This window comes from Sulfurifustis variabilis, assembly GCF_002355415.1.
GTDB lineage: Bacteria > Pseudomonadota > Gammaproteobacteria > Acidiferrobacterales > Sulfurifustaceae > Sulfurifustis > Sulfurifustis variabilis.
Map to the genome: position 1 here is coordinate 1973433 of NZ_AP014936.1, position 23840 is coordinate 1997272.

General features: G+C 66.3%; 29 protein-coding genes. 20 read left to right on the top strand and 9 right to left on the bottom strand.

The window, feature by feature from the left end:
- The first annotated feature begins 22 nt into the window (after positions 1 to 22).
- Positions 23 to 1063, top strand: coding sequence for an Sfum_1244 family protein (locus tag SVA_RS09475; protein WP_148665430.1), 1041 nt, complete (start codon positions 23 to 25; stop codon positions 1061 to 1063).
- 3 nt (positions 1064 to 1066) lie between these two features.
- On the top strand, positions 1067 to 1633 hold the full coding sequence (locus SVA_RS09480; RefSeq protein ID WP_096460993.1) for a hypothetical protein: 567 nt from the start codon (positions 1067 to 1069) through the stop codon (positions 1631 to 1633).
- Between the two features lie 31 nt (positions 1634 to 1664).
- Here the strand turns inward: SVA_RS09480 and SVA_RS09485 are convergent, their stop codons facing one another.
- Positions 1665 to 2924: an HPP family protein gene (locus tag SVA_RS09485; protein ID WP_148665431.1), complete on the bottom strand. Its 1260-nt coding sequence runs from the start codon at positions 2922 to 2924 to the stop codon at positions 1665 to 1667.
- Positions 2921 to 3178: a hypothetical protein gene (locus SVA_RS09490; RefSeq protein ID WP_096460995.1), complete on the bottom strand. Its 258-nt coding sequence runs from the start codon at positions 3176 to 3178 to the stop codon at positions 2921 to 2923. The genes SVA_RS09485 and SVA_RS09490 overlap by 4 nt, the downstream gene beginning before the upstream one ends.
- A 119-nt stretch (positions 3179 to 3297) precedes the next feature.
- Between SVA_RS09490 and SVA_RS09495 the strand changes: the two genes are divergently transcribed.
- From SVA_RS09495 to SVA_RS09525, 7 genes are all read left to right on the top strand, one after another.
- The gene (locus SVA_RS09495) at positions 3298 to 3870 is read left to right on the top strand and encodes a 2OG-Fe(II) oxygenase (RefSeq protein ID WP_096460996.1); all 573 of its coding nucleotides are present in this window, start codon (positions 3298 to 3300) and stop codon (positions 3868 to 3870) included.
- A 103-nt stretch (positions 3871 to 3973) separates the two neighbouring features.
- Entirely contained in the window at positions 3974 to 4687 is a 714-nt protein-coding gene (locus SVA_RS09500; protein WP_096460997.1) for a sulfite exporter TauE/SafE family protein, read from the top strand.
- Between the two features lie 228 nt (positions 4688 to 4915).
- The gene (locus SVA_RS09505) at positions 4916 to 5593 is read left to right on the top strand and encodes a Fe2+-dependent dioxygenase (protein ID WP_096460998.1); all 678 of its coding nucleotides are present in this window, start codon (positions 4916 to 4918) and stop codon (positions 5591 to 5593) included.
- Between the two features lie 76 nt (positions 5594 to 5669).
- Complete coding sequence (gene msrB / locus SVA_RS09510) at positions 5670 to 6074, top strand: peptide-methionine (R)-S-oxide reductase MsrB (RefSeq protein WP_096460999.1); 405 nt, start codon at positions 5670 to 5672, stop codon at positions 6072 to 6074.
- A gap of 55 nt (positions 6075 to 6129) precedes the next feature.
- Entirely contained in the window at positions 6130 to 6543 is a 414-nt protein-coding gene (locus tag SVA_RS09515) for a VOC family protein (RefSeq protein WP_096461000.1), read from the top strand.
- Positions 6544 to 6545: 2 nt separating this feature from the next.
- Positions 6546 to 7766, top strand: a complete 1221-nt coding sequence (gene ilvA / locus SVA_RS09520; protein WP_096461001.1) for a threonine ammonia-lyase — start codon at positions 6546 to 6548, stop codon at positions 7764 to 7766.
- Between the two features lie 80 nt (positions 7767 to 7846).
- Entirely contained in the window at positions 7847 to 8404 is a 558-nt protein-coding gene (locus tag SVA_RS09525) for a TIGR00645 family protein (RefSeq protein ID WP_096461002.1), read from the top strand.
- Between the two features lie 34 nt (positions 8405 to 8438).
- Here the strand turns inward: SVA_RS09525 and SVA_RS09530 are convergent, their stop codons facing one another.
- From SVA_RS09530 to SVA_RS09560, 7 genes are all read right to left on the bottom strand, one after another.
- A complete protein-coding gene (locus tag SVA_RS09530) occupies positions 8439 to 9707 on the bottom strand; it encodes a nitronate monooxygenase (protein WP_096461003.1) in 1269 nt (422 codons plus the stop codon).
- Positions 9708 to 9771: 64 nt separating this feature from the next.
- Complete coding sequence (locus SVA_RS09535) at positions 9772 to 10620, bottom strand: sulfurtransferase (protein ID WP_096461004.1); 849 nt, start codon at positions 10618 to 10620, stop codon at positions 9772 to 9774.
- Between the two features lie 82 nt (positions 10621 to 10702).
- Complete coding sequence (locus SVA_RS09540; RefSeq protein WP_096461005.1) at positions 10703 to 11041, bottom strand: TusE/DsrC/DsvC family sulfur relay protein; 339 nt, start codon at positions 11039 to 11041, stop codon at positions 10703 to 10705.
- 51 nt (positions 11042 to 11092) lie between these two features.
- A complete protein-coding gene (gene cas6 / locus SVA_RS09545; protein ID WP_096461006.1) occupies positions 11093 to 11773 on the bottom strand; it encodes a type I-MYXAN CRISPR-associated protein Cas6/Cmx6 in 681 nt (226 codons plus the stop codon).
- Between the two features lie 37 nt (positions 11774 to 11810).
- Positions 11811 to 12521 carry a hypothetical protein gene (locus SVA_RS09550; RefSeq protein WP_148665432.1) on the bottom strand — a complete coding sequence of 237 codons (711 nt, stop codon included), beginning with the start codon at positions 12519 to 12521 and terminating at the stop codon, positions 11811 to 11813.
- Positions 12522 to 12554: 33 nt separating this feature from the next.
- Positions 12555 to 12758, bottom strand: a complete 204-nt coding sequence (locus tag SVA_RS09555) for a sulfur relay protein DsrC (protein ID WP_096461008.1) — start codon at positions 12756 to 12758, stop codon at positions 12555 to 12557.
- 8 nt (positions 12759 to 12766) lie between these two features.
- Positions 12767 to 13690, bottom strand: coding sequence for a TauD/TfdA family dioxygenase (locus SVA_RS09560; RefSeq protein WP_096461009.1), 924 nt, complete (start codon positions 13688 to 13690; stop codon positions 12767 to 12769).
- Between the two features lie 539 nt (positions 13691 to 14229).
- Between SVA_RS09560 and dsrA the strand changes: the two genes are divergently transcribed.
- From dsrA to dsrO, 11 genes are all read left to right on the top strand, one after another.
- Positions 14230 to 15438 carry a dissimilatory-type sulfite reductase subunit alpha gene (gene dsrA, locus SVA_RS09565; protein ID WP_420823882.1) on the top strand — a complete coding sequence of 403 codons (1209 nt, stop codon included), beginning with the start codon at positions 14230 to 14232 and terminating at the stop codon, positions 15436 to 15438.
- 83 nt (positions 15439 to 15521) lie between these two features.
- Complete coding sequence (gene dsrB / locus SVA_RS09570) at positions 15522 to 16619, top strand: dissimilatory-type sulfite reductase subunit beta (RefSeq protein WP_096461011.1); 1098 nt, start codon at positions 15522 to 15524, stop codon at positions 16617 to 16619.
- A gap of 148 nt (positions 16620 to 16767) precedes the next feature.
- Positions 16768 to 17160: a sulfurtransferase complex subunit TusD gene (gene tusD, locus SVA_RS09575; RefSeq protein WP_096461012.1), complete on the top strand. Its 393-nt coding sequence runs from the start codon at positions 16768 to 16770 to the stop codon at positions 17158 to 17160.
- A 10-nt stretch (positions 17161 to 17170) separates the two neighbouring features.
- On the top strand, positions 17171 to 17566 hold the full coding sequence (tusC, locus tag SVA_RS09580) for a sulfurtransferase complex subunit TusC (RefSeq protein ID WP_096461013.1): 396 nt from the start codon (positions 17171 to 17173) through the stop codon (positions 17564 to 17566).
- A 13-nt stretch (positions 17567 to 17579) separates the two neighbouring features.
- Positions 17580 to 17879: a sulfurtransferase complex subunit TusB gene (gene tusB / locus SVA_RS09585; protein ID WP_096462900.1), complete on the top strand. Its 300-nt coding sequence runs from the start codon at positions 17580 to 17582 to the stop codon at positions 17877 to 17879.
- Positions 17880 to 17918: 39 nt separating this feature from the next.
- A complete protein-coding gene (locus SVA_RS09590) occupies positions 17919 to 18254 on the top strand; it encodes a TusE/DsrC/DsvC family sulfur relay protein (protein ID WP_096461014.1) in 336 nt (111 codons plus the stop codon).
- Positions 18255 to 18313: 59 nt separating this feature from the next.
- Positions 18314 to 19072 carry a respiratory nitrate reductase subunit gamma gene (locus SVA_RS09595; protein ID WP_096461015.1) on the top strand — a complete coding sequence of 253 codons (759 nt, stop codon included), beginning with the start codon at positions 18314 to 18316 and terminating at the stop codon, positions 19070 to 19072.
- A 3-nt stretch (positions 19073 to 19075) separates the two neighbouring features.
- Complete coding sequence (gene dsrK / locus SVA_RS09600) at positions 19076 to 20572, top strand: sulfate reduction electron transfer complex DsrMKJOP subunit DsrK (RefSeq protein WP_096461016.1); 1497 nt, start codon at positions 19076 to 19078, stop codon at positions 20570 to 20572.
- 57 nt (positions 20573 to 20629) lie between these two features.
- A complete protein-coding gene (locus tag SVA_RS09605; RefSeq protein ID WP_096461017.1) occupies positions 20630 to 22630 on the top strand; it encodes an NAD(P)-binding protein in 2001 nt (666 codons plus the stop codon).
- A gap of 24 nt (positions 22631 to 22654) precedes the next feature.
- Positions 22655 to 23113, top strand: coding sequence for a hypothetical protein (locus SVA_RS09610; RefSeq protein ID WP_096461018.1), 459 nt, complete (start codon positions 22655 to 22657; stop codon positions 23111 to 23113).
- Positions 23110 to 23838: a sulfate reduction electron transfer complex DsrMKJOP subunit DsrO gene (dsrO, locus tag SVA_RS09615; protein WP_096461019.1), complete on the top strand. Its 729-nt coding sequence runs from the start codon at positions 23110 to 23112 to the stop codon at positions 23836 to 23838. Before SVA_RS09610 ends, dsrO begins: the two co-directional genes overlap by 4 nt.
- Positions 23839 to 23840 lie beyond the last annotated feature (2 nt).

Below are 23840 nucleotides of genomic sequence, written 5' to 3' on the forward strand. Positions count from 1 at the left end.
TTCCGACAGGCCGAACCGTTTCATGTTGAACCTCGGGCAGCTCGCGAGCACCGTTCAGCGAAACTGCGATATCTCCGATGCCCGCCACGTCGGCGACTTCACGCTCTGCGTGTTTCTCCTGAAGATGCGGGAGTACTACCGTTGGGAGAACGAGATACCCTTCAGCGGCGCTCTGCCGAACCAGGACGTCGGCGAGTGGCTCCAGGAGCGCGAACGCATGTGGAACGCGCTCGAGTCGAGTCCCTTCGAGCCGCTCCCGCTCGAAAGCGGCTCGCGCGACCCCTTCGACACGGAGACCGTGAACGCCGAGCTCGTACCGCGGGGCTACGTCTACAGCGGCGGCTACGGCCGCTTCAGCAAGCCGCACTTCTTTCTGGGCGATCTCGTACGCTCGGAGCGGCGGCAGGGCTTTACCGTCTACCTCTCCTCCTGCGAGTACGCCCGCGATCTCGTCGCACCTCCCGCGATGCTGCTCGGCAACGAGATCTACGTTCGGCAGGAATCGGTGCGCCGCTTTCTCTGGGAGCGGATCGAAGAGGCCCGTGGCAACCGGAACAACAACGCGATGGCCCGCGTCCACGAGTGGTACGGGTTCGACCGCGATCTCGACGGCGCGCTCGAGCGCATGACCGCGAACGAGACGGAGACCATGATCCTGCACGAGCTCGGGGAGGGCCTGGCCGGACGGCTGCTCGGCGACGGCTGGAACGAGATGCTCGCGGGGCTCACGCGCTCCAAAGCGGAGATCATGGCGCGCGCCGTGCGCGACCTCCTCGCCGACTGTCTTTCCACGCTGCCCGCGCTCATCGATCGCGAGAATATCCCGGGCATCCATTTCTACTTCGCGACCTTCAGCGGGATGCGCCGGTATCTCTTTCCCGAGGCCACCGACGCGTACGCGCGCTTCGCGGCGGATGGCGACCTTCGGCCGCTGCGCCGCGCCGTTCACGACGGACTCGATCGCTGGACGGAGACCGCAACGGCGATCGCGCGCCTCTACCGTGACCGGGGCGAGGACGCGGGTTCGGCCGTCGAGCGGATGCTGGAACACACGCCGATCTGATCCATGAAACTCAACATCATCGTAGAGGAAACCGCCCGCGTGCTCGACGTGCCGGACGAGGTCGTCCGGGACGGAGAGGATTTCTTCGCCAAGATGGACCGCGACATGGACCGCGGCTGGCAGATGAGCCGCGAGTTCGTCGAGCACCCCGACCGCGTGCAGCGCTGCCAGATCGCCGCCCACCGGCTTCTCGGCGCGCTGAGCGTCGGCAAGCACGAGGTGGCCCTGCTCATGGCCGGATACATACTGAACCGCGCGCCGGGCGTCACGGGGCTCGACATCGACACGACCGGCGAGATCTCGAGCACGCAGCTGCTCTACGACGGCGCCGCTGCCGAGAAGCCGGCGCCCGCGTCCGCTCCGGTCGCCGGGCTCAGCAAGGTCCAGGCGCTCGAACAGGCCGGCAAGGAAGTGTCCAAGGTCTACAAGGTGGGGCAGGTCTACCGGTATGCCGTCCTCGATCGCGCGAGCGGAAACTGGACGGAGTCGGCCCCCATGGACGATGCCCGCGAGGCTGAGGCGGCGCGCCTGCGCGCGGTCAAGCGGCGTTTCGACGAGCTGAGCGAGTAGCCCGTCGCCGGGCAACCGGCGGGCGCCGCGATCAGCCGGCGTGGCGTCGCGACTCGCCGCTTCCTTTCGGCTGCGGCAGCCGGATGGGACGGCGCAGGTCGCCAGCGCGATAGTTGTAGAGCGCCGCCATCAGGTCCGATTGCGTCACCATCCCGGTCAGCTTGCCGTCGTGGCCTACGATCGGAATGTGGTGGATGTCGTGCTCCGAGAAGAGCGGCACCAGCGTCAGGATGTGCTCGTCCTCGCGCGCGGTGATCGGCGAGGGCGTCATGATCTCGCCCGCCACCTCGGGCTTCTCGGTGCGCAGGCCGGGCGTTTGGCGGATAAAGCGGACCAGCCGGTCGAAGACGTGCTCGGGGCGCGCGTCCGCGCGCTTGATGAAATCGACGATGGTGACGATCCCGATCACCCGCCGAGCACGGTCGAGCACCGGCAGGCCTTTTACCCGGCGCGTGCGCATGAGCTGCCACACCTCCTCGAGATGCGTGCCGTACTCCACCGTGGTCACGTCGCGCGCCATGATGTCCCCGCAGGTGATCTTTCCCATGCGCCGCTCGAAGGCGTGCAGGCTCGCGCGCGCGTGAATCTGCTGCAGGTCGTCCGGGCTCACGTCGATGTACCCGCCGATCTGGCGCAGGGCGTATTCGAGATCCTGCGTCTTGAGCCCGGCGCGATTGAGCACCCAGTTGAGCGGGTCCTCGTAGCGGTCGGGCCGCTGCTCCGGAGCCTTGAACGGATAACGGCGTCCCGGCAGGACATTGTTCACGACGACCGCGAGCGCGAGATAGACGACGATATTGAGGCCCAGCGGCGCGAGCAGGAACTCGTAGCCGAGGCGATCGATCTCCGGCCCGCCGAAGACGGCCGTGAGCGCGGTCGCCCCGCCCGGGGGGTGCAGGCAGTTCGACACGTGCATCACGAAGATCGACAGCGAGACCGCGAGCGCCGCCGCCAGCACGGGATCGGGGACCCATTGGTGCATCGTGACGCCGATGAAGGCCGAAACCAGATGCCCGCCCACGAACGGCCACGGCTGCGCCAGCGGGCTGTGCGCGGCGGCGAAGAGCAGCACCGCCGACGATCCCATCGACGCGATCAGGAAGACCGTTCCGGTCGGGCCGACGGTGTGGAGCGAGATCCAGCCGAGGCCGAGCGTCGCGACCAGCGAGCCGAGCGCGCCCGCCCATTTCTCCTTGAGCGGCGCGGGCGGCTGCTTCGGGAACAGCAGCTGCGCCACCCGCCTCAAGCGATCGAAGCGCCTGCCGCGTCTTTGCGTTGCGTGTCGGGTCACGGACCGGATCCGGTCGCGCGGCGCGCGCGGGCGCGGCACGCCGCCTCCCGTCCGACCCGTCGCGCGGCGCCGACGATGAAGAACGAAGACGCCGGGGTCGGCCGCCTCCGGCCGGGTGAACCCCCGGTCGCCCTCGACACGAGCGCCGGCCGGGCCGCCGCGACGCGCGCGGCTGCCATACCGACGAGGCGACCCGCCCGGCTGGCCGTGGCCAGCGCCGGCAGGAGAAGACGAACGATGTCTTTCGGTTTCATTCTGCTGGCCGCGGGGAGCGGCCTTTTCTTCGGGGCGGCTTTATACCGGTTTACGCGCCCGAGCGGAAGCGGGTTTCGTCGCCTCCGGCCCGCGCGTAGGATAGCGCGCGGAGCGAGTCATGCACGAAGTCAAACCCCTTAGCTTCATCTACGAGATCCCGAGCGCCCTCGCTCGCGACGTGTGCCGCGAGATGATCCGGCGCTTCGAAGCGAACCGGGACCAGCAGTACGCGGGCCGCCTCGGCGCCGCCCAGCAGGAGGACGCGTCGATCAAGAAGTCCACCGACCTGCGCATCAGCGGGCGCGAGGACTGGAGGGACATCGACCGCGCCCTGGTCCAGTCGCTCGGCGGGGCGTTTCGGGAAATGGGACGCACGTTCCCGTTCTTCGCGGTGAACCGCTTCAAGGATCTCGGCTACAACCTGCAGCGCTACGAGGCCGGCGAGTACTACCACTGGCACGTGGACGGCGGTCCCGGCGAGTTCATGAGCCGCCAGCTGGTCGCGATCTGGTACCTGAACGACGTCGAGGGCCCGGGCGGCGAGACCGAGTTCGCGCTCCAGGACGTGAAATTGAAGCCGGAGGAAGGCAAGCTCGTGCTGTTTCCGCCGTTCTGGACGCACATCCATCGCGCCGCCACGGTCGAACGCGGCGTGAAGTACATCGCCACGACCTGGATCTGCTTCGCCTGACCCTGAAACGACAATGTTGAATGTTGAACGCTGAATTGATGTCGCGCGCGAAGCGCGCACCTTGATTCAAAATCAAACATTCAGCATTCAACATTGCTCCTTGATGCTCCCCCTCGTCGTCCTGACCGTCGTCGGCGTCCTCACCTACACCTTCGAGATCGTCTTCGGCCTCGCCGGGACCATCCTCATGCTGCTCGTCATGACCGTCTTCTACGACAGCAAGACGCTCGTCATCTACTCGACGATGCCGCAGATCCTCGTCGGCGTCATCGCGCTCGCGCGGTCGCCGCGCACGGTCGACTTCGGATTCCTGGGCCGGATGCTCGTGTGCGCGCTGCTCGGGGGCGTCGCCGGGCTCTATCTCTTCTACTCGTTCTCCACCGAGGTGTTCGACCGCCTGCTGGCGGCGGTGATCACGTTCTTCGGCCTCTATCTGCTCCTGGCGCCCGGGCATCCGCGGCTGTCCGGTCCCGTGGCGCGCTCGCTCGACGGCCTGGCCGGCGCGTCGCAGGCGCTCTTCGGCATCAGCAGCCCGATCGCGATGACCCGCCTGCTCGCGACGGTTCGCGGCAAGACCGAGGTCCGCAACTACGCCATCGCCTTCTCGCTCTCGCTCAATCTCTTCCGCGCCGGCGGATACGTGGTCAACCAGACGATGACGCCGGCGATCCTCCACATGATGGGCGTCACCGCCCCTTTCATCGCGGCCGCGCTCTGGTACGGCAACCAACTTCATTTCCGCGTGAACGAGCGCCTTTTCCGGCGCGTGGTGAGCCTGATGATCCTGTTCGGCGGCCTGACGCTGTTCTACCGATAATATGAAACGTGCGCGCCCAGCGCGCACACGGCTCGCCTCCCTCTCCCCTCGCGGGGCGAGCGGGAGAAGTGCGAGCGGGCAGCCAGGGATGGCTGCCCTGGACTTTCCTGCGGAGCGGGAGGCGCAGCAGAAAGGGGGAACGAGGGGGACGGGGCCGCAGTTTCAACCACACAGGCCTCGGTTTATGCTTCCCGGGTAATTCGAAGATCCGGCCACGAAGGCGACCGCATGCTGCTGCACCTGAAGAACGTCCTCACGCCCGATCAGGTCAGGGGCGCGCGCGAACTGCTGGCCCGCGCCACGTTCGTCGACGGCCGTCTGTCTGCCGGAATGGCCGCCGCGCGCGTGAAGCGCAACGAGGAAATGGACCGCAACGACGCGCTCCGCGAGCAGCTCAATAATCTCGTGATGGGGAGCCTGGTGCGGCACCCGGACTACCGCGGCGGCGCCTTGCCGCTCAAGGTGGCCACGCCCTTCTACGCCCGCTATATCCCGGGCATGACCTACGGCGACCATGTCGACGACCCGATCATGGGCAGCGGCGGAGGGCTGTACCGGACCGATATCGCGATCACGATCTTTCTCAACGAGCCCGAACAGTACGACGGCGGCGAGCTCACGATCCGCACGCTCTTCGGAGACCAGTCCGTGAAGCTTCCGGCCGGTGACGGCGTCCTGTACCCGGCCTCCAGCCTGCACCAGGTCGCTCCCGTCACCCGCGGCGAGCGCCTCGTGGCCGTGACCTGGGTGCAGAGCCTCGTGCGCGACCCGGCCCGCCGGGAGCTGCTCTACGGCCTCAATCAGGCACGGGAAAAACTGCTTCGCACCGCGCCCGACGCGCCCGAAACCGCGCAGGTCAACACGGCCTACGTGAACCTGATGCGCATGTGGAGCGAGATCGGTTGAACCCGTTGCGGAATCGGGGTTTTCGCGCCGGCCGCCCGCGTCGCTAAACTACGGCAGTTCCGAAGAGAGGCATGTCATGACGCATCCCATCGACAAACCCGACGAGGAATGGCGCGCCCGCCTGACGCCCGAGCAATACCGAGTCACGCGCGAGAAGGGCACCGAGCCGGCGTTCACCGGCGCGTACTGGGACTGCCACGAGCCCGGCGTTTACCGTTGCGTCGGCTGCGGGGCGGAGCTCTTCAGCTCCGAGACGAAATTCGACTCGGGTACCGGCTGGCCGAGCTTCTACGCGCCGCTCAAGAAGGAGAACATCGCGGAGGAGGAGGACCGCAGCCTGTTCATGCGCCGGACCGAGGTGGTGTGCAGTCGCTGCGGCGCGCATCTGGGGCACGTCTTTCCCGACGGTCCGGCCCCGACGGGCCTGCGCTACTGCATCAATTCCGCGGCGTTGAACCTGGAAAAGAAAAAAGAGAAATGAAGCGAGCGCGGGTACCCGTTTCCCGCCGCGGGGAACCGTCGCGGGTCGCCGCCCCATGAACCCGTTTCACCTCGCTTTCCCGGTCAGCGACCTCGGGCAGGCCCGGGCATTCTACGGCGGCGTGCTCGGCTGCCGCGAGGGGCGGTCGAGCGATACGTGGGTGGACTTCGATCTCTACGGCCACCAGATCGTGGCACACCTCGCGCCGGACGCGCCGCGCGCGGTCGCGCACAATCCGGTCGATGCGCACGACGTGCCCGTTCCGCATTTCGGCGTGATCCTGAGCATGGCCGACTGGAACGCGCTCGCCGCGCGCCTGCAAACCGCCGGCGTCCCGTTCGTGATCGAGCCGTGTATCCGCTTCAAAGGCGAAGTCGGCGAGCAAGCGACGATGTTCCTGCTCGACCCGAGCGGGAACGCGCTGGAGTTCAAGGCCTTCGCCGATCCCTCCCGCGTCTTCGCGAAATAGCGATGCTCACCCTCGCCGACGTCGAGGCCGCGCGCCGTCGCATCGCGAGCGGGGTGCCGGTGACCCCGTGCTCCGAGTCCGTGCCCCTCTCCGAGCTCTGCGGGGCGCGCATCCACTGCAAGCTCGACTCGCTGCAGCGCACGGGCAGCTTCAAGGAACGCGGAGCGCGCAACGCCCTCCTCCTGCTGAACGCCGAGCGCCGTGCGCGCGGCGTGATTGCGGCCTCGGCCGGCAATCACGCCCTGGGGCTCACCTGGCACGGGAGCCTGCTCGGCATCCCGGTGACGGTGGTCATGCCGGTCAACGCCCCCCTCATCAAGGTCGCGACCTGCCGCCGGCTCGGCGCGCGCGTCATCCTGCACGGTGAGGATTTCGCGGCCGCGCGCGTACACGCGGACGAGGTGGCCGCCCGCGAGGGGCTCAGCTACGTGCACGGATTCGACGACCCGGCCGTGATCGCGGGACAGGGGACGGTCGGCCTCGAGATACTGAACCAGGTCCCCGACGTCGAGGCGATCGTCGTCCCCGTCGGCGGCGCGGGTCTCATCGCCGGGATCGCGCTCGCCGTCAAGTCGCTGCGTCCGGAAGTCGCGGTCCACGGCGTCGAAGCCGAGCACGCGCCGAGCTTCACGGCCGCTCTCGAGGCCGGCGAGCCCGTGACCGTCGGGGTGCAGCCCACGCTTGCGGACGGCCTGGCCGTCGGTCGCGTGGGCGACCTGGCCTTCGCCACCGCACGCGAGCGCGTCGATGCGATGACGACGGTGGACGAGGAGGCGCTGGCCCTCGCCGTGTTCCGGCTCATCGAGGTGGAAAAGACCGTGGTCGAGGGCGCGGGCGCCGCCCCTCTCGCGGCGCTCCTGCGTGGTCGCTTTCCGGGCCTTGCCGGCAAACGCGTCGTCCTCGTGCTCGCCGGCGGCAACATCGATCTCACCATACTCGACCGCGTGATCGAGGTCGGGCTCGTCGAGGACGGCCGGCTCTGCCGCTTCACGGCGGTGATCAGCGACCGGCCGGGCGGCCTCGCGACGCTCGCCTCGCTGATCGCCTCGACCGGCGCGAGCATCAAGGACATCGCCCACGACCGCACGTTCTCCGGCCCCGACGTCAGCCGGGTACGGGCCATCTGCATCGTGGAGACCAGCGACCGCGACCACATCCGGCGGCTGTTCGACACGATCTCCGCCGCCGGCATCGAGCTGATTCCCGAAGCCGGTGCGCCCTAGCCGCTTTTCGCTATAATCCGCCCGCTTTTTCCCGCGCCCTCCGCGGCGCGCTCCCTTACCCAATAAGCTAGACATCGACCATGAAGCGTGCCGAAAAGGTTCTGGAAGGCCTGGTGTTCAACAGCCGCTGGCTGCTCGCGCCGTTCTACGTCGGGCTGGTCGTGGCGATCTTCATCCTGCTCGTCAAGTTCACGCAGGAGTTCTGGCACGTCGCGAGCCACATGGTCGACGGCTCGGAGAGCGAGGTGATCCTCGCCATTCTCACGCTCGTGGACATGTCGCTCGTCGCCAACCTGCTGCTCATCATCATCTTCAGCGGCTACGAGAACTTCGTCTCCAAGATCGACACCGCCGGCCACGAGGACCGGCCGGAGTGGATGGGCAAGGTCGACTTCTCGGGGCTCAAGGTGAAGCTCATCGCCTCGATCGTGGCGATCTCGGCGGTGGAGCTGTTGAAGTCGTTCGTGAACATCTCGATCGCGGCCGAGGATGTGACGACCGCCGCCGACTGGACGCTCTCCGACACGAAGCTCGCGTGGAAGGTCGGCATCCACGTGGTGCTGGTCGTGTCGGGCGTGCTGTTCGCGGTGATGGACCGGATCGCCGAGGCGACCGCGCACGGCAAGGCCGGCGACTGAGGCCGCCCGTCCCTTCCATGGCGGGCGCGGAGACCTAGGAAGCGGGTTGCAGTACCGGGGCTTCCGCGGGGGCCACCCGGCCGTCGGTGCTGTACTGGTAATCGCGGAACACGTGCTCCGCCGACGGGAGCCAGTAGGTTCCGTCCGGGAGCAGTCGGCTCGTCTCCTTGAGCCGGAACGCGTAGTGCCCGCACGTCCACACGTCGAAGTTGCGCATGTGGGTGCACAGGCAGGTCTTGTCCTTCACCGAGATGTTCTCTCCGTCCGGGTGCTTCTCGAGCTCACGGTTGTACGCCTCGATGTACGCGCAGTTGCCCGAGCCGTCGAGCAGATAACCGTAGGCCTCGCAGTTCGGGCGGATACCCGACCCGATCGCCGGACTCTGCTTCAGCATGCGCATGGGGTAGCCGGTCGGCGAGATGAGGTTCACCTCGATGTCCGCCTCCTCCGCCCTGAAGTACTCCTGCTTCACCCGCTCCGGCAACCCGCATTCCTTCGTGACCGTGAACCGCGTCGCGACCTGCACCGCGCCCGCGCCCGCCTCGAGGTAGCTCACGGCGTCGCTTCCGGTGAAGATGCCGCCCGCCGGAATCACGGGGATGTTCAGGTTCTCCTTCGCGAGGTACTGCAGGATCTCGGTCGCGATCGACCGCAGGTCGTATTGGGCCCAGTCCATGCCGAACCCGAGGTGTCCGCCGGCGAGCGGCCCCTCGACGATGATGTAGTCCGGCAGCCGGTTGAGCCGGGCGCTCTTCTTCAAGAAGAGCAGCAGCGCGCGCAGCGACGAAACGATGATGCCGAACTTCACGTCGCGAAAGCGCGGGTGATCCTCGACCAGCGCGAGCGACCCGAGGTGCAGCCCGGCGCTTAGCGTGACGCCGTCGATTCCCGCATCCATGGCGGCCGAGAGCCGCACGCGCAGCGTCTCGCGCGGGCTCGCCATCGTGAGCTTCTCCATGCAGTTGATGAAGATGAGCCCGTCGCCCTTTTTCGCCTCCATGGTGCGCCCGACGTGCAGGCGCGTGGCCTCGGCCAGGGGCGCCAGGTCAAACTGCACCACCGACTTGTCGGGGTTGGCGACGTTGAACTTGAACTGCTTGAGCTTCTGCTTGACGAAACGGGTCTTGAAGCGCCGATCGGAAACCGTCGGGACCATCGCGTCGGAGATGTGGCCGATCCCGCCGAGGCGTGCGGCGACGAGCGCCAGGTCCGCCGTGGAGATGTCGACACCCATGCCGCCGATCACGATCGGCACGAGCTCGTGCCGGCCCAACCGCAGCCGGAAATCCTCAACCCGCTTCATGAAGGTGCTTGCCTCTGCCCGCAGCGGGCGACAATAGCGGCTGGCAGGCGCCGGGGCAATGGCCTCAGTCGCCCCGTGCGATGGGCCGGCGGGGATCCGTGATCCATTCGCTCCAGCTGCCGACGTAGAGCCGCGCGCCGGCGAGGCCGGCATGCTCCATGGCGAGCAGGTTGTGGCAGGCCGTCACGCCGGAGCCGCACATGTGCGCGACCCGATCGGCCGGAATGTCGCCGAGCGCTTGATGGTACAGTCCGCGCAGTTCCTCGGGCGGAAGGAAGCGCCCGCTCGGCTGCAGGTTGTCCTCGAAGGGGAGACTGATGGCGCCGGGGACGTGCCCGGCCACACGATCGAAAGGCTCTACCTCGCCGCGGAAACGCTCCTCGGCGCGGGCATCGAGGAGCACCCCGTCGCCGGTCTGTACAAGACGCTCGACGGCTGCGCTGTCGAGCCAGGCGTCCGCCCGGATCCGCGGAGTGAAGATCCGGGGCGTCACCACCGGCTCCGCCGTCGTCAGCGGCCGCTTCTCCCTCGACCATGCCCGCAGGTCGCCGTCGAGCACCGCGACCGCGTCGTGCCCCAGCCAGCGCAGCAGCCACCAGAGCCGCGCCGCCATGGCCCCGTAGCTGTCGTCGTAGGCGACGACCTGCGTCGTCTGGTCGACCCCCCACCGCCCGAGCTTCTCGGCGAGGAGCCCGGGATCGGGCAGCGGATGCCGGCCGGTGCTCGCCGTGACCGGCCCGGACAGATCCTCGTTGAGGTGCGCGTAACGCGCGGAGGGGATATGACCCGCGGCGTAAGCCCGCCTGCCGGCCCCGGGGTCCGTCAGGATGAACCGGCAGTCGAAAACAGCCCAGCCCGGGTCTTCGAGATGATCCGCCAACTCCCCGGTCGTGATGAGTGTCGTGTACGCCATGCGCGTCCCGAAACGAAAACGGCCGGCGAAATCGCCGGCCGCCGTGTACCCGTCAGCCGTCGGCCGACAACCGCGAGGGATCCTAGTATCCGCCCTTGCGCCGCGATTCCGGCAGGCCGGCGATCCGTCCGCCCTGCTTGCTCGGATCCTTCGGGAACAGGTCGTAGACGTCCTTCTGCCCCACGTTCGTGCCCCACTTGTCGGACATCGCCTTCACGATGTGCCGGGTGTTCGGCTGCGACTGGTTGTTGTTGAAGAACTCGTCGCGCAGGTACTCGATGATGTCCCAGTGCTTCTCCGTGAGCGCGATCCCCTCCATTTGCGCCATGTGCTCGGCCAGCTCCCTGCTCCAGTCTTCCGCGTTGAGCAGGAAGCCGTTGGCGTCCGTCTCGATCTGATTGCCGTTGAACTCAAAGCTCATAGGTTAAAACCCCCCAATGTCAGTTTTCTGGAAATTGTTTTCGCAACGAGCCTAGCGCGCAGGCATCAGCTCCTGAATATCCTTGTGCGGAATGAACAACCCGCAGCCGAGGTGCCGCATGCGTCCGAGCCCTTTCTGCTGCAGCCGTACCGACTCCTCGGCGCTCAGGTCGGCCAGCATCAGGCTGCGCGTCGTCAACGACGCCTCGGGTGTGGCAATCGTCTTCTCGATGCCGCAAAGCATCTTCTTCGGCCGGATCCCCAGGGCGTGCAGACCGGCCAGCGCCTGCGCCAGAAATGCCTTCTCGTCGACGGTCCCGTCACAAACGACGTAGCGCGCGAAGATCGCCGGGTGGGTGCTGAGTGCGCGCAGGGTGGAGCTCTCCACGTGCATCGCGTGCCCGGCGACGTCGAGCGTGCGACCGAGCAGCCGCTGCGCGTCCTCTATCCGGTGCTTGGGCACGCGCACGACGAGCCGGGTGCGTCGCGAGAGGTAGAGCAGATCGTCGGGCCGGTCCGGACGCATCCAGCCGTTTCCCGAATCGGCGACATGCACCGGGTGCACGCCCGCTCCCTCCTCCTCCGCGATCCACGGCATCACCTCGCCCACCGCCCGCCAGAGCGCGTAGGCGTGCTCGACGGGAAGCGTCTTGCAGCGAATGGCGTAGGCGACGTCGACGACGTCGTCGGCCACCTGCCGGGGTTCCTCCTGCCTCGAATCCTGCCAGTACACGGTCCGTCCTACCGCATTACGGAAAACGCCGCGCGCCTCACTGCACGGGCAGCCGGGCGGTCAACGCATCGCGATCGATCCACCAGTCGCTCTGCACGAGCACGTCCACGACGTTGCGCAGCCGCGGCAGAAAGCGTGCGGGATCGTTCAGCTCGAGCCTCTTGAACCATTGATCGAAAGCCGCCTGGTCGTGCACGTCTCCCTGCCGGCGCGCCACCGTCGCGAGCATCTGGTTCGTATAGAACAGGAGGTTCTCCCGCTCCTTCCCGTCCGGCGCCCTCAGATCGACGACGTAGTGCGCTACGATCGCGGCCACGGCCGCGCCCTGGGAGTCCGGCGGCGTCTCGTCGATGACGTGCTGCAGCATGGCCACGGTGAGCTCCGGGTCGACCGGAAACGTGACGGCGAGCCAGATGCCCTGTCCGAGGGCCGCGAGCGACTGCGGCTGATCGGAGGCGAAGAGCACGTCGCAGCACTGCACCGCCTCTTCCCATTTCTGCGCGGCCGTATAGATGTCGAACGCCTCGCGCGCCGCGTCCCACGCGTCGCTCGTCTTCTCCAGCCGGAGCAGCGTGCGGCCGAGCTGCAGGAGCAGGTCGGCGCGCCGCGTCGGCTCGAATCCGGCCGGAAGCTCGATCAGCTCCCGGCGCAGGTCCTCGACCTGCATCTCGAGCAGGTGCGTCGGCTCCTTGCGGTCGTCCGCGTCGTCGGCGTCCATCACGGACGGGTCTTCTCGCAGATATTTCATGTTCCGTTCACGGCCGCGGGCGGGAACGCCCGGTTACTTGGTGACTGAATGGATGCCGACGAACGCCCCTTCAAGGCGATCTTCCCAGTTGGGCGGCGTATCGGGATAAGGCGGTTTCACGTCGATTCGAAAGAAGATCTCGCCGCTCGTGCGCGCGCGCTCGGTCACGACCTCGCAAAGCCGGTCGAAGCTGTCGATGTCGTGGTGCTGGAGCAGGATTTCGCTCAGATGAAGCATGGGGCCGGTCAGGTGTCGGCGAGCCGATTATAATAACGGGCCCGATAGAGGAGTCTAGTCGCGCCCGGCGCATCGCTGAACGCGGCGCGGTTGTGCACCACATTGTTGCACAGCAGCCCCTCCCCCGACGCCAGCCGGTATCGGAACACGTGGGGGGAATCCTCGGCGAGTATCCGCTCGAGGCACTGCACCGCCTCGCGGGTAATAGCGTCGTCGCGCCAGACGATCGAGCGGGTGCGCGCCGTGTAGCGCATGTGCAGCCGGCCGTTGAGCGGATCGATCGAGAAGACCGGCCCCGACTGCGCTCCCCGCGTCTCGGTCCCGCTCTCGACGTTCGGGGGAATCGTCATGGCCAGCGGGTGCATCAACGCCCGCACGTACTCGGGGTCGGTATCGCGCAGGCGGAGGTAGGCGATCTCATGATCGAGCAATCCGTTCTCCCCGCCCTCGCCGGCCGGCCGCACGCAGTGCAGCAGGAACGCCCGGATGCGCCGCGCCGGGGGATTGTAGTAGCCGTCCGTGTGCCAGAGCAGCCGGCGGTTGGAGTAAGGGATATAGCCCCGCTCGGACTTGCCGGGCACATGGCTCAACGACGTCACGCCGTCGTCGTCGGCCAGCGGGTTGCGGTCGAGATCCCGCAACCCGAAGGCGGACCCGAGGCGGTGCGGTATGTCCTTGTCTTCGAGCGCGCCCAGGCGGCTTCGGTAGATCGCCATGTTCGCTTTCCGGCACACCCGGAGCAGCTCGGCGCGCTCCCCGGCGCTCATCGCCCGGGGATCTCCGAGCTCCACCACCAGCTCTCCCGCGGATGCCGGGTAGCCGGTGAGCTTCGCGTCGCGCCAGCGCCGGTAGGCGCCGTCGTTGTCGGGGAGGAACGGGCTGTCCGGATGGGCATCCGGCTCGACCCAGGCCGCCGAAGCGGGATTGGTCATGGGTTCGCGTGACGGGCTGGAAACGCCGGCAAAAATAGAGGAGCGCCCGGTCGCCCGCAATCGCTCCTCGGGGGTAGTAGGCACCGGGCGACAGCGGATGGGACGTGGCACCGCTCCTGGACGTGATCCGGTTCTACTTGTATCGTTCTGTTCGGGCGTATATTTTTCTTCCTCTCTCGCCATCCGGGGCACGTCGGCGGCCATTGCGCTCCTATCCCTTTTGGGGAGGGGGTCATCCGGCTCGCGCCTCCCCCAAATGACAGATTCTTCGGCCTATTGCACGTGTCTAAACTCCCGCCACGTTGAGAAACAACAAAAAAGCGGTAGTTCGGGCGTCGAGGCAGGCGGACCGGTTCCGTCCTACTCCCGCCATCCGCCGTGTCACGGTGGCACCCGCCCCGTCCGGCTCCTGAACCGTCAAGAAAAAACGCGCCCTTCTATTAAGGAGGTAGTCCATGGCCCAACCGAAGAATCCCGAGAAACACGCGGCGTATCTCCCCAAGGAGAAAAAGTCGACCAAGCCCTTCCACGACACCCCGATGCTCGACCAGCTCGAGAGCGGGCCGTGGCCCAGCTTCGTGACCGGTCTCAAGCGCCTGGCTCACGAAAACAACATGATGGTCGACCTGCTCGGCCAGCTCGAGTATTCCTATAAGACGCGCCTCGGCTACTGGAAAGGCGGCACGGTTTCCGTCTTCGGCTACGGCGGCGGCATCATCCCGCGCTTCTCCGAAGTCGCGTCCATGTTTCCCGAGTCCAAGGAGTTCCACACGCTGCGCGTGCAGCCGCCGACGGGGAACCATTACACCACCAAGATGCTCCGCCAGCTTTCCGATTCCTGGAAGAAGTACGGCTCGGGCTTGATCGCGTTCCACGGCCAGACCGGCAACATCATGTTCATCGGCACCACGACCGAGAACACGCAGCACTTCTTCGACGAGATCAACGAGTACGGCTTCGACCTCGGCGGCGCCGGCCCGTGCGTGCGCACCTCCATGAGCTGCGTCGGCGCGGCGCGCTGCGAGCAGTCGAACTGCAACGAGATGAAGATCCACCGCCTGCTGGTGAACGACTTCATCGACGACATGCACCGCCCCGCCCTGCCCTACAAGTTCAAGTTCAAGGTCTCGGGCTGCCCGAACGACTGCATGAATTCGATCCAGCGCTCCGACATGGCGGTCATCGGCACCTGGCGCGACGACATCAAGGTCGACCAGGCCGAGGTGAAGAACTTCGTCGCCAAGAAGGGCCGCAAGTACGTCATCGACAACGTCGTGGCGCGCTGCCCGACCAAGGCGCTGTCGCTCAACGACGACGACACCCTGGCCGTCGACAACCGCAACTGCGTCAAGTGCATGCACTGCATCAACGTCATGACCAAGGCGCTCTCGCCCGGCGACGACAAGGGCGTGACGGTGCTGATCGGCGGCAAGCGCACGCTCAAGATCGGCGACACCTTCGGCACCGTGATCGTGCCGTTCATGAAGCTCGATACCGACGAGGACTACGACAAGCTCCGCGAGATCGCCAAGAACGTGATCGACTTCTGGGCGGAGAACGGGCTGGAGCACGAGCGCTGCGGCGAGATGATCGAGCGCATCGGCCTCGTCAACTTCCTCGAAGGCGTCGGCCTCGACGTGGATCCCAACATGATCAACCATCCGCGCACCGTCTCGTACATCCGCATGGACGACTGGGACCAGGAGGCGGAGAAGTGGATGCAGCGCAAGCAGCAAGCGGTGGGCTGATCCACGCACGTTGAGGGCGGGGGCCGAACGGCCCTCGCGACTACCGAACACAACGATCGAACTCGAGTCCGGAGGTTTCAGGAATGTCTCAGGCAACGCAGGCCGCAGAAAAGAAGACCATGCGCCCGCCGATTGAAAGCGGATGTCCCGACGGGTTTCAGTACCTGCATCCGCTGATGATCAAGAACTTCGGCAACTGGAAGTACCATGACCGTCCGCGCCCGGGCGTGCTGCATCACGTGGCCCATTCGGGCGACGAGATCTGGACCGTGCGCGTCGGCACGACGCGTCAGCTCGACACCTACGCGCTGAACCTGCTGTGCGACATCATCGACCAGTACGGCGAGGGCTACGTGCGCTTCACGATCCGCTCCAACATGGAGATCATGGTCTCCAAGTGGGAGAAGGTCGAGCCGCTCATCAAGGCGCTGAACGACGCCGGCTACCCGGTCGGCGGCACCGGCAACTCGGTGACGATGATCTCCCACACGCAGGGCTGGCTGCACTGCGACATCCCCGGCACCGACGCGGCGGGCGTGGTGAAGGCGCTGATGGACGAGCTGCACGAGGAGTTCGTCACCGAGGACATGCCTAACCGCGTGCACATCACCACCTCCTGCTGCCAGATCAACTGCGGCGGCCAGGGCGACATCGCCATCAACATCCAGCACACCAAGCCGCCGAAGATCAACCACGACCTCGTGGCGAACGTGTGCGAGCGTCCCTCGGTCGTGGCGCGCTGCCCGGTGGCGGCGATCCGCCCGGCGATGGTGAACGGCAAGCCCTCCCTCGAGGTGGACGAGAAGAAGTGCATCTGCTGCGGCGCGTGCTTCCCGCCCTGCCCCCCGATGCAGATCAACGATCCGGAGCACTCCAAGCTCGCGATCTGGGTCGGCGGCAAGAACTCGAACGCGCGCTCCAAGCCCACGTTCCACAAGCTCGTGGCGGCCGGCATCCCGAACAACCCGCCGCGCTGGCCCGAGGCCGCGGCGATCGTGAAGAAGATCCTGCGTGTCTACAAACAGGACGCGAAGGATTGGGAACGGATGAGCGACTGGGTCGACCGCATCGGCTGGCCGCGCTTCTTCGAGCTCACCGAGCTGCCGTTCACGAAGTTCCATGTCGACAACTGGCGGGGTTCGCGTTACACCCTGAACGCCTCGACGCACATCCGCTTCTAGCGATGACCGACGCTCAACCTCGCGCGCAACGCGCGAGGTTGACCTAGGTCAAAGCATCGAGGGCGGTGTTTCTCGACAATTATGAAGGCGGAGTACGCCCATCGCCCGGCCATCCACCGGGCGATTGTACGAACGAGGGGGTAAACGAATGAAGCTGGCGGTACTGGTGAACGAAGGACCGTACACCCATCAGGCCTCGGACACGGCCTATCAGTTCACCAAAGCGGCACTGGAGAAGGGTCACGAGATCTTTCGCGTGTTCTTCTATCACGATGGCGTCAACAACGGGACCCGTCTCACGGTCCCGCCTCAGGACGACCGCAACATCCAGAAGCGCTGGACCGAGCTCGCCGACAAGCACAAGCTCGATCTCGTCGTGTGCATCGCCGCCGCCCAGCGCCGCGGCCTGCTCGACGAGAACGAGATGAAGCGCCACGGCAAGGATGCGAACAACATCGCGCCGGGCTTTCGCATCTCGGGTCTCGGGCAGCTGATCGAAGCCGGCATCCAGGCGGACCGCCTGGTGACCTTCGGCGACTGAGGGGGACGACATGGCGGAAGACATGATGGAAGGCGACGGCCCGGGCAAGATCAAGAAGTTCATGTTCGTGAACCGCAAGGCGCCGTACGGAACGATCTACGCGCTCGAGTCGCTCGAGGTGGTGCTGATCGGCGCGGCGTTCGAGCAGGACGTCTCGCTCGCGTTCGTGGACGACGGGGTGTACCAGCTCGTCAAGGGCCAGAACACGAAGGGCACCGAGATGAAGAACTTCTCCCCCACGTACCGGGCGCTCGAGGGTTACGACATCGAGAAGCTTTACGTCGAGAAGGAGTCGATGGACGCGCGGGGGCTGACCGAGGACGACCTGGTCGTGGACGTGAAGGTTCTCTCGCGCGCCGAGATGACCGACATGATGGAGTCCCAGGACGTGGTGTTGAGCTTCTGAGGGGAAAACGATGCTGCTGCATACCGTCAACAAATCGCCCTTCGAGCGCAACGCCCTGGAAACCTGCCTCCAGCACGCGAAGAAGGGATCGAGCATTCTGCTGATCGAGGATGGCGTATACGGCGCGGTGAAGGGCACGCTGCACGCACAGCGCCTCGCCGAGGCCTCCAAGAACGTAAAGATCTACGCGCTCGCGCCGGACGTGGACACGCGCGGCCTGAACGGTCGTCTGGTCGACGGCGTGACGCTGGTCGACTACGGCGGGTTCGTGGACCTGGTGACCGAACACAACGCGGTCCAGGCGTGGCTGTAAACCCGGTTATCAACTACTGACAGACGAGGAGTAACGCACATGGCGACGATCGAAGTAGCGGGCAAGACCATCGAGGTCGACGAGGAGGGATACCTCACCAATCGCACCGACTGGACCGAGGAAGTCGCGACGGAGATGGCCAAGATCGACAACTGCGATCTGACCGACAACCACTGGGAAGTGATCAACTTCCTGCGCGAGTACTACGACGAGTACCAGATCGCCCCGGCGGTGCGCGTGCTCACCAAGGCCATCGGCAAGAAGCTCGGCCCGGACAAGGGCAACAGCAAGTACCTCTACGAGCTGTTCCCGTACGGCCCGGCGAAGCAGGCGTGCAAATACGCCGGTCTGCCGAAGCCGACCGGCTGCGTCTGAGCAGACGCCCTGGAAGCGGGGCGCAAGCCCCGCTTTGCCTGCATCATCAGGAGTAGCGCATGTCGGCGGTGACCGTCATCTACGTCGTGCTGTTCTACGTCGCGACCGCGATCTTTCTGGCGGGGCTCGCGCGCAAGGTGTACGTCTACGCGCGCACACCCCAGCCGTTGAAGATCCCCACCACACCGGCCCCGACCACCCGGGCGGGCGTGTGGATGCGGATGGCCCGCGAGGTCACCGTGTTCGAGAGCCTGTTCAAGTCCAACAAGTGGATCTGGCTCTTCGGATGGATCTTCCACTTCGCGCTGCTGCTCGCCTTCTTCCGGCACCTGCGCTACGCGATCACGCCGGAGTCGTTTCTGTGGCCCTTCGTAAGCCTGGAGCTGGTGCAAACGGCGGGCAAATACGGCGGGTATGCCATGGTCATCGGACTGCTGGGCCTGCTCGGGCGCCGGATCGTGGTCGACCGCGTGCGCTACATCTCGAGCCCGTCCGACTTCCTCATGCTGCTGCTCCTGCTCGGGATCGCGGGCAGCGGGCTGATGATGACGTTCGTGTCGCATACCGACATCGTCGCGCTCAAGGCCTTCCTCCTCGGCCTGATGCTGTTCGACTGGCAGCCGCTGCCGGCGAGCGCGCCGCTCCTGATTCACCTCGGCCTCGTCGTCGTATTGATGATCGTGTTCCCCTTCTCGAAGTTGCTGCATGCCCCGGGCGTGTTCTTCAGCCCGACTCGCAACCAGGTCGACAATCCGCGCGAGCAGCGCTGGGTCGCCGGCTGGAGCGCCGAGCCTCCCACTTCCGGGCGTGCGGGGTGAACCATGGCGGCTAAATTCGAAACCCCGACCCTGAAGGAGTACATCGAGATCCCGCACGTCCATCCGGGCGCGATGGCGGAATCGAAGTCGTACGCCGCCAAACCCGAGCACAATACCGCGCTCGGCTTCCCCGGCGAGCTCGTCGAGAACTGGGAGCAGGTCGCCGTCATGAAGCTCGGCGACCTGGTCTCGAAGTCCCGCGCCCTGCAGGTGTTCCTCGACTCGTGCGTCAAGTGCGGCGCCTGCACCGACAAGTGCCATTACTATCTCGGCACCTCCGATCCGAAGAACATGCCGGTGGCGCGCCAGGACCTGCTGCGCAGCGTCTACCGCCGCTACTACACGACCGCCGGCAAGCTCTTTCCGAAGCTCGTCGGCGCGCGCGACATGACGAAGGACGTGCTGGACGAGTGGTACAACTACTACCACCAATGCTCGCAATGCCGCCGGTGCTCGGTCTTCTGCCCCTACGGTATCGACACCGCCGAGATCTCGATGGCGGCACGCGACATCATGGACGCCGTCGGCGTCGGCCAAAAGTACTCCAACGAGATCATCGGCAAGGTCCATCGCATCGGCAACAACCTCGGCCTGCCCGAGCCGGCCCTGGCCGACACGCTTGAAGGTCTCGAAGAGGACGTGAAGGACGAGACGGGGGTGGACGTGAAGTACCCGCTCGACGTCAAGGGCGCCGATGTGCTGCTCATCACGCCGTCCGCCGACTTCTTCGCGGAGCCGCACGTCGACGGGCTGATCGGTTACGGCAAGGTATTCCATGCCGCCGGTATCTCCTGGACGCTGTCCTCGCACGCCTCCGAGGCCGCCAACTTCTCGATGTTCATCGGGTCGCACGCCAACCTCAAGAAGCAGGCCATGCGCATCCGCGAGGCGGCGCTCGACCTCGGCGTGAAGCGCATCATCGTCGGCGAGTGCGGCCACGCGTGGCGCGTCGCCTACTCCTTCTGGAACACCCTGATCGGGCCGTTCGATTTCCTCGATCGCCGCTATCCGGTGCCGCAGCACATCTGCGAGTTCACCTACGACCTCATCCAGCGCGGCGCGCTCAGGTTCGACAAGAGCGCGAACGACGACAAGGTCGTGACCTTCCACGACTCGTGCAACGTCGCGCGCGCCTCGCGCATGGGCGACATGCCGGGCGGGCAGTTCATCATTCCGCGCGCGGTGGTGCAGGCATCCGTGAACAAGTTCGTCGACATGGCGCCGGAGACCATCGGCGAGGCGACCTTCTGCTGCGGCGGCGGGGGCGGGCTGCTCACCGACGAGCTCATGGAGGTTCGCGTGAAGGGCGCGATGCCGCGCATGCAGGCCCTGCGGGAGGTCGTCGAGCAGCACGGGGTGACCCACATCGCGGCGATCTGCGCGATCTGCAAGGCGCAGTTCACGAAGATCCTGCCCTACTACGAGTTCCCCATGGACATGATCCAGAGCGTCCACGGGCTGGTCAGCAAGGCAATCCGTTTGGGACCGGTCAACGAGTGACGGCCCAGGACACGATTACGACACAGGCGGTACAACGCGTTTACAGGAGATCCCTCGATGTCAGCTCCCGCAAATAAGGTAAACACGAAGCCGGGTCACACGTTCCGCAAGTTCAAGGACGGCGAGCACCGTTGGCGTTCCTATCAGGAGCAGATCTTCACCGCGGACGAGACCGACAAGTGCCCGACCTACGTGCACAAGACGCCGCCCTGCCAGGCGAGCTGCCCCTCGGGCGAGGACATCCGCGGCTGGCTCAACATCGTGCGGGGCATCGAGAAGCCGGCAAAGGGCACGGCCATGCAGGAGTACGCGTTCCGTCGCCTGACCGACGCGAACCCCTTCCCTTCCGTGATGGGTCGCGTGTGCCCGGCGCCCTGCCAGACCGGCTGCAACCGCAACGCGGTCGAGGAGTTCGTCGGCATCAACTCGGTCGAGCAGTACATCGGCGACACGGCCCTCAGCAGCAAGTACGCCTTCAAGGCCGCGGAGCAGGAGTCCGGAAAGAAGGTCGCCGTCATCGGCGGCGGACCGGCCGGCCTCGCGGCGGCCTACCAGCTGCGCCGCAAGGGCCACGCGGTCACCATTTTCGAGAAGTACGAAGGTCTGGGCGGAATGATGCGCTACGGCATTCCGGGCTACCGCATGCCGCGTGACGTGCTCGACGGCGAGATCAACCGGATCGTCGAGATGGGCGTCGAGGTGCGACTGAACACGCGCGTCGGCACCGACGTGAAGCTCGAGGAGCTCGAGAAGAACTACGACGCGATCCTGTTCGCGATCGGAGCCCAGAGCGGCCGGGCGCTCCCGGTCCCTGGCGCCGACGCCCCGAACTGCGTCACCGGCGTCGCCTTCCTCGAGGCCTTCAACCAGGGCCGCCTCCGCTTCGTCTCGAACCGCGTGCTCGTGATCGGCGGCGGCGACACCTCGATCGACGTGGTGTCGGTGGCGCGCCGCCTCGGCTACGTCTCCGAGGTCGGCGAGGCCGAACGGCCCGAGAACGTGGTGCTGGGCTACGCCGCGCACGACGCGGCGAAGGCTGCGGCCAAGCAAGGCGCCGATGTCATGCTCATCTCCCGTCAGCCGATCGAGAAGATGAATGCCGCGAAGCACGAGATCGACGACGCCATCCGCGAAGGCGTCAAGATCCGGGGCGCCCTCCAGCCGGTGGAGGTGATCAAGGACGCGAACGGCCGCGCCACCGCGCTGAAGGTCATCGAGCTCGACTACTCGAAAGGCAAGCCCGAGCCGAAGCCCGGCACCGAGCAGGTGCTCGAAGCCGATCTCATCGTCGCCGCCATCGGTCAGGCCGGCGACTTCCAGGGGCTCGAGCCGTTCAACAACGGCAAGGGTCTGATTGCGGCGGACAAGTTCTACCAGGTTCCGAACAAGCCGAAGTACTTCGCCGCGGGCGACATCATCCGTCCGCACCTGCTGACGACGGTCATCGGCCAGGCGTCGGTTGCCGCCGATACGATCGACCAGTACTTCCGGCACCAGGAGTTCGCCAAGCGGCCGAAGGTCGACGTGCATCACTTCAACCTCCTCGACAAGCTGCGCGAGGTCAACCTGCAGCCGAAGGAGTTCCGGCCGTCCGAGGAGATGGGCCCGCGCCCGATCGACCAGGGCTTGCGCGGCACCTCGGAGGCCGGAAAGGCCGTCGGCGGCTACGCGATCCACAACTTCGAGGACCGCGCCTCGTCCGAAGTGTGCCAGTCGAACGAGTTGTTCCTCGGACACTTCGCCTACGAGCCGCGCAACAAGCGCGAGGAAAAGGTTCCGAGCGCCGAGGAGGTGCTCGGACACTTCGAGGAGCGCGTGATCGGGCTGGCCGAGCCGCAGGCGATCGCCGAGGCCAAGCGCTGCATGAGCTGCGGCCTGTGCTTCGAGTGCGACAACTGCGTGATCTACTGCCCGCAGACGGCGGTCAAGCGCACGCCGAAGTCGGAATCCACCATGGGCCGCTACGTCTACACCGACTACGACCTGTGCATCGGCTGCCACATCTGCGCGGACGTCTGCCCGACCGGCTATATCAAGATGGGCATGGGCGACCACTAAACTGCAGTGCCGAGTGCTGAGTAGATGAGAAACAAGCGCAGGTGGGCATGGGTCGGCGTGATCGTCGCGGGGAGCCTGGCCGCGGCGGTCGCCGTCGCGGCGGCGGGATACGAGGACAAGAAGCCCGCGCGAGTCCCGGTGCCCGACGTGAACATCGTGCAGGGGGACCAGTGCGTGGAGCCGACGGACGAAATGCGCCGGAACCACATGAAGTACATCCTGCACCAGCGGGACGAGACCATGCACAGGGGTATTCGCACGACGAAGCACAGCCTGAAAGGCTGCATCAACTGCCATGCGGATCCGGAGACCGGCAGCGTGCTCGGGGAGAACGGGTTCTGCCAGACCTGCCACACCTACGCGGCCGTCAAGATCGATTGTTTCGGCTGCCACACCCACAAGCGTGAGCCGGATGCCAAGGTGACCGGCCGCGGCCCCGTCGATCTCAAGGCCATGGTGGACGCGGCGGAGGTGCGCCCGTGAGCCTCACGCGCCGCGAGTTTCTGGGTGTCGCCGCCGGCGTCACCGCCGCCGGCGCGCTCGCTCCCGGGCTCCGTCTGATCGACCTCGTTCAGGCGCGCTCGCCGGAAGAAGCCGTCACGGCGATCAACCGCTGGGGGCTTCTGATCGATACCGGCAAGTGCAACGACTGCGACGTCTGCGTGACTGCGTGCAGCTCCGAAAACGGCTGGAAGCTGCCCGAGCGGCCGGAGACCGACCCCCAATGGATCCGCAAGGTCACGCTCAAGGACAAGCAGACGGGATACGTGCAGACGCTGCCGATGCTCTGCCAGCACTGCGAGAAGCCGCCCTGCGTGGACGTCTGCCCTACCGGCGCCTCGTTCAAGCGGGCCGACGGCATCGTGCTGGTCGACAAGCACATCTGCATCGGCTGCCGCTACTGCATGATGGCCTGCCCCTACAAGGCTCGCTCGTTCGTGCACGAGGATGTCACCGACCAGAAGCACCACGCACCGCGCGGCAAGGGCACCGTCGAGTCCTGCACGCTGTGCGTGCACCGCGTCGATGCGGGCCGCATCCCCGCGTGCGTGGAGGCGTGCAACAAGGACGGCAACAAGGCGATGGTCTTCGGCGATCTCAACGACGGTGCGAGCGACATCCGCAAGGCGCTGGCCGACGGCCCGTCCGCGCAGCTGCGTCCCGATCTCGAGCTCAACACCGGCGTGCGTTACCGCGGCCTCTCCTGACG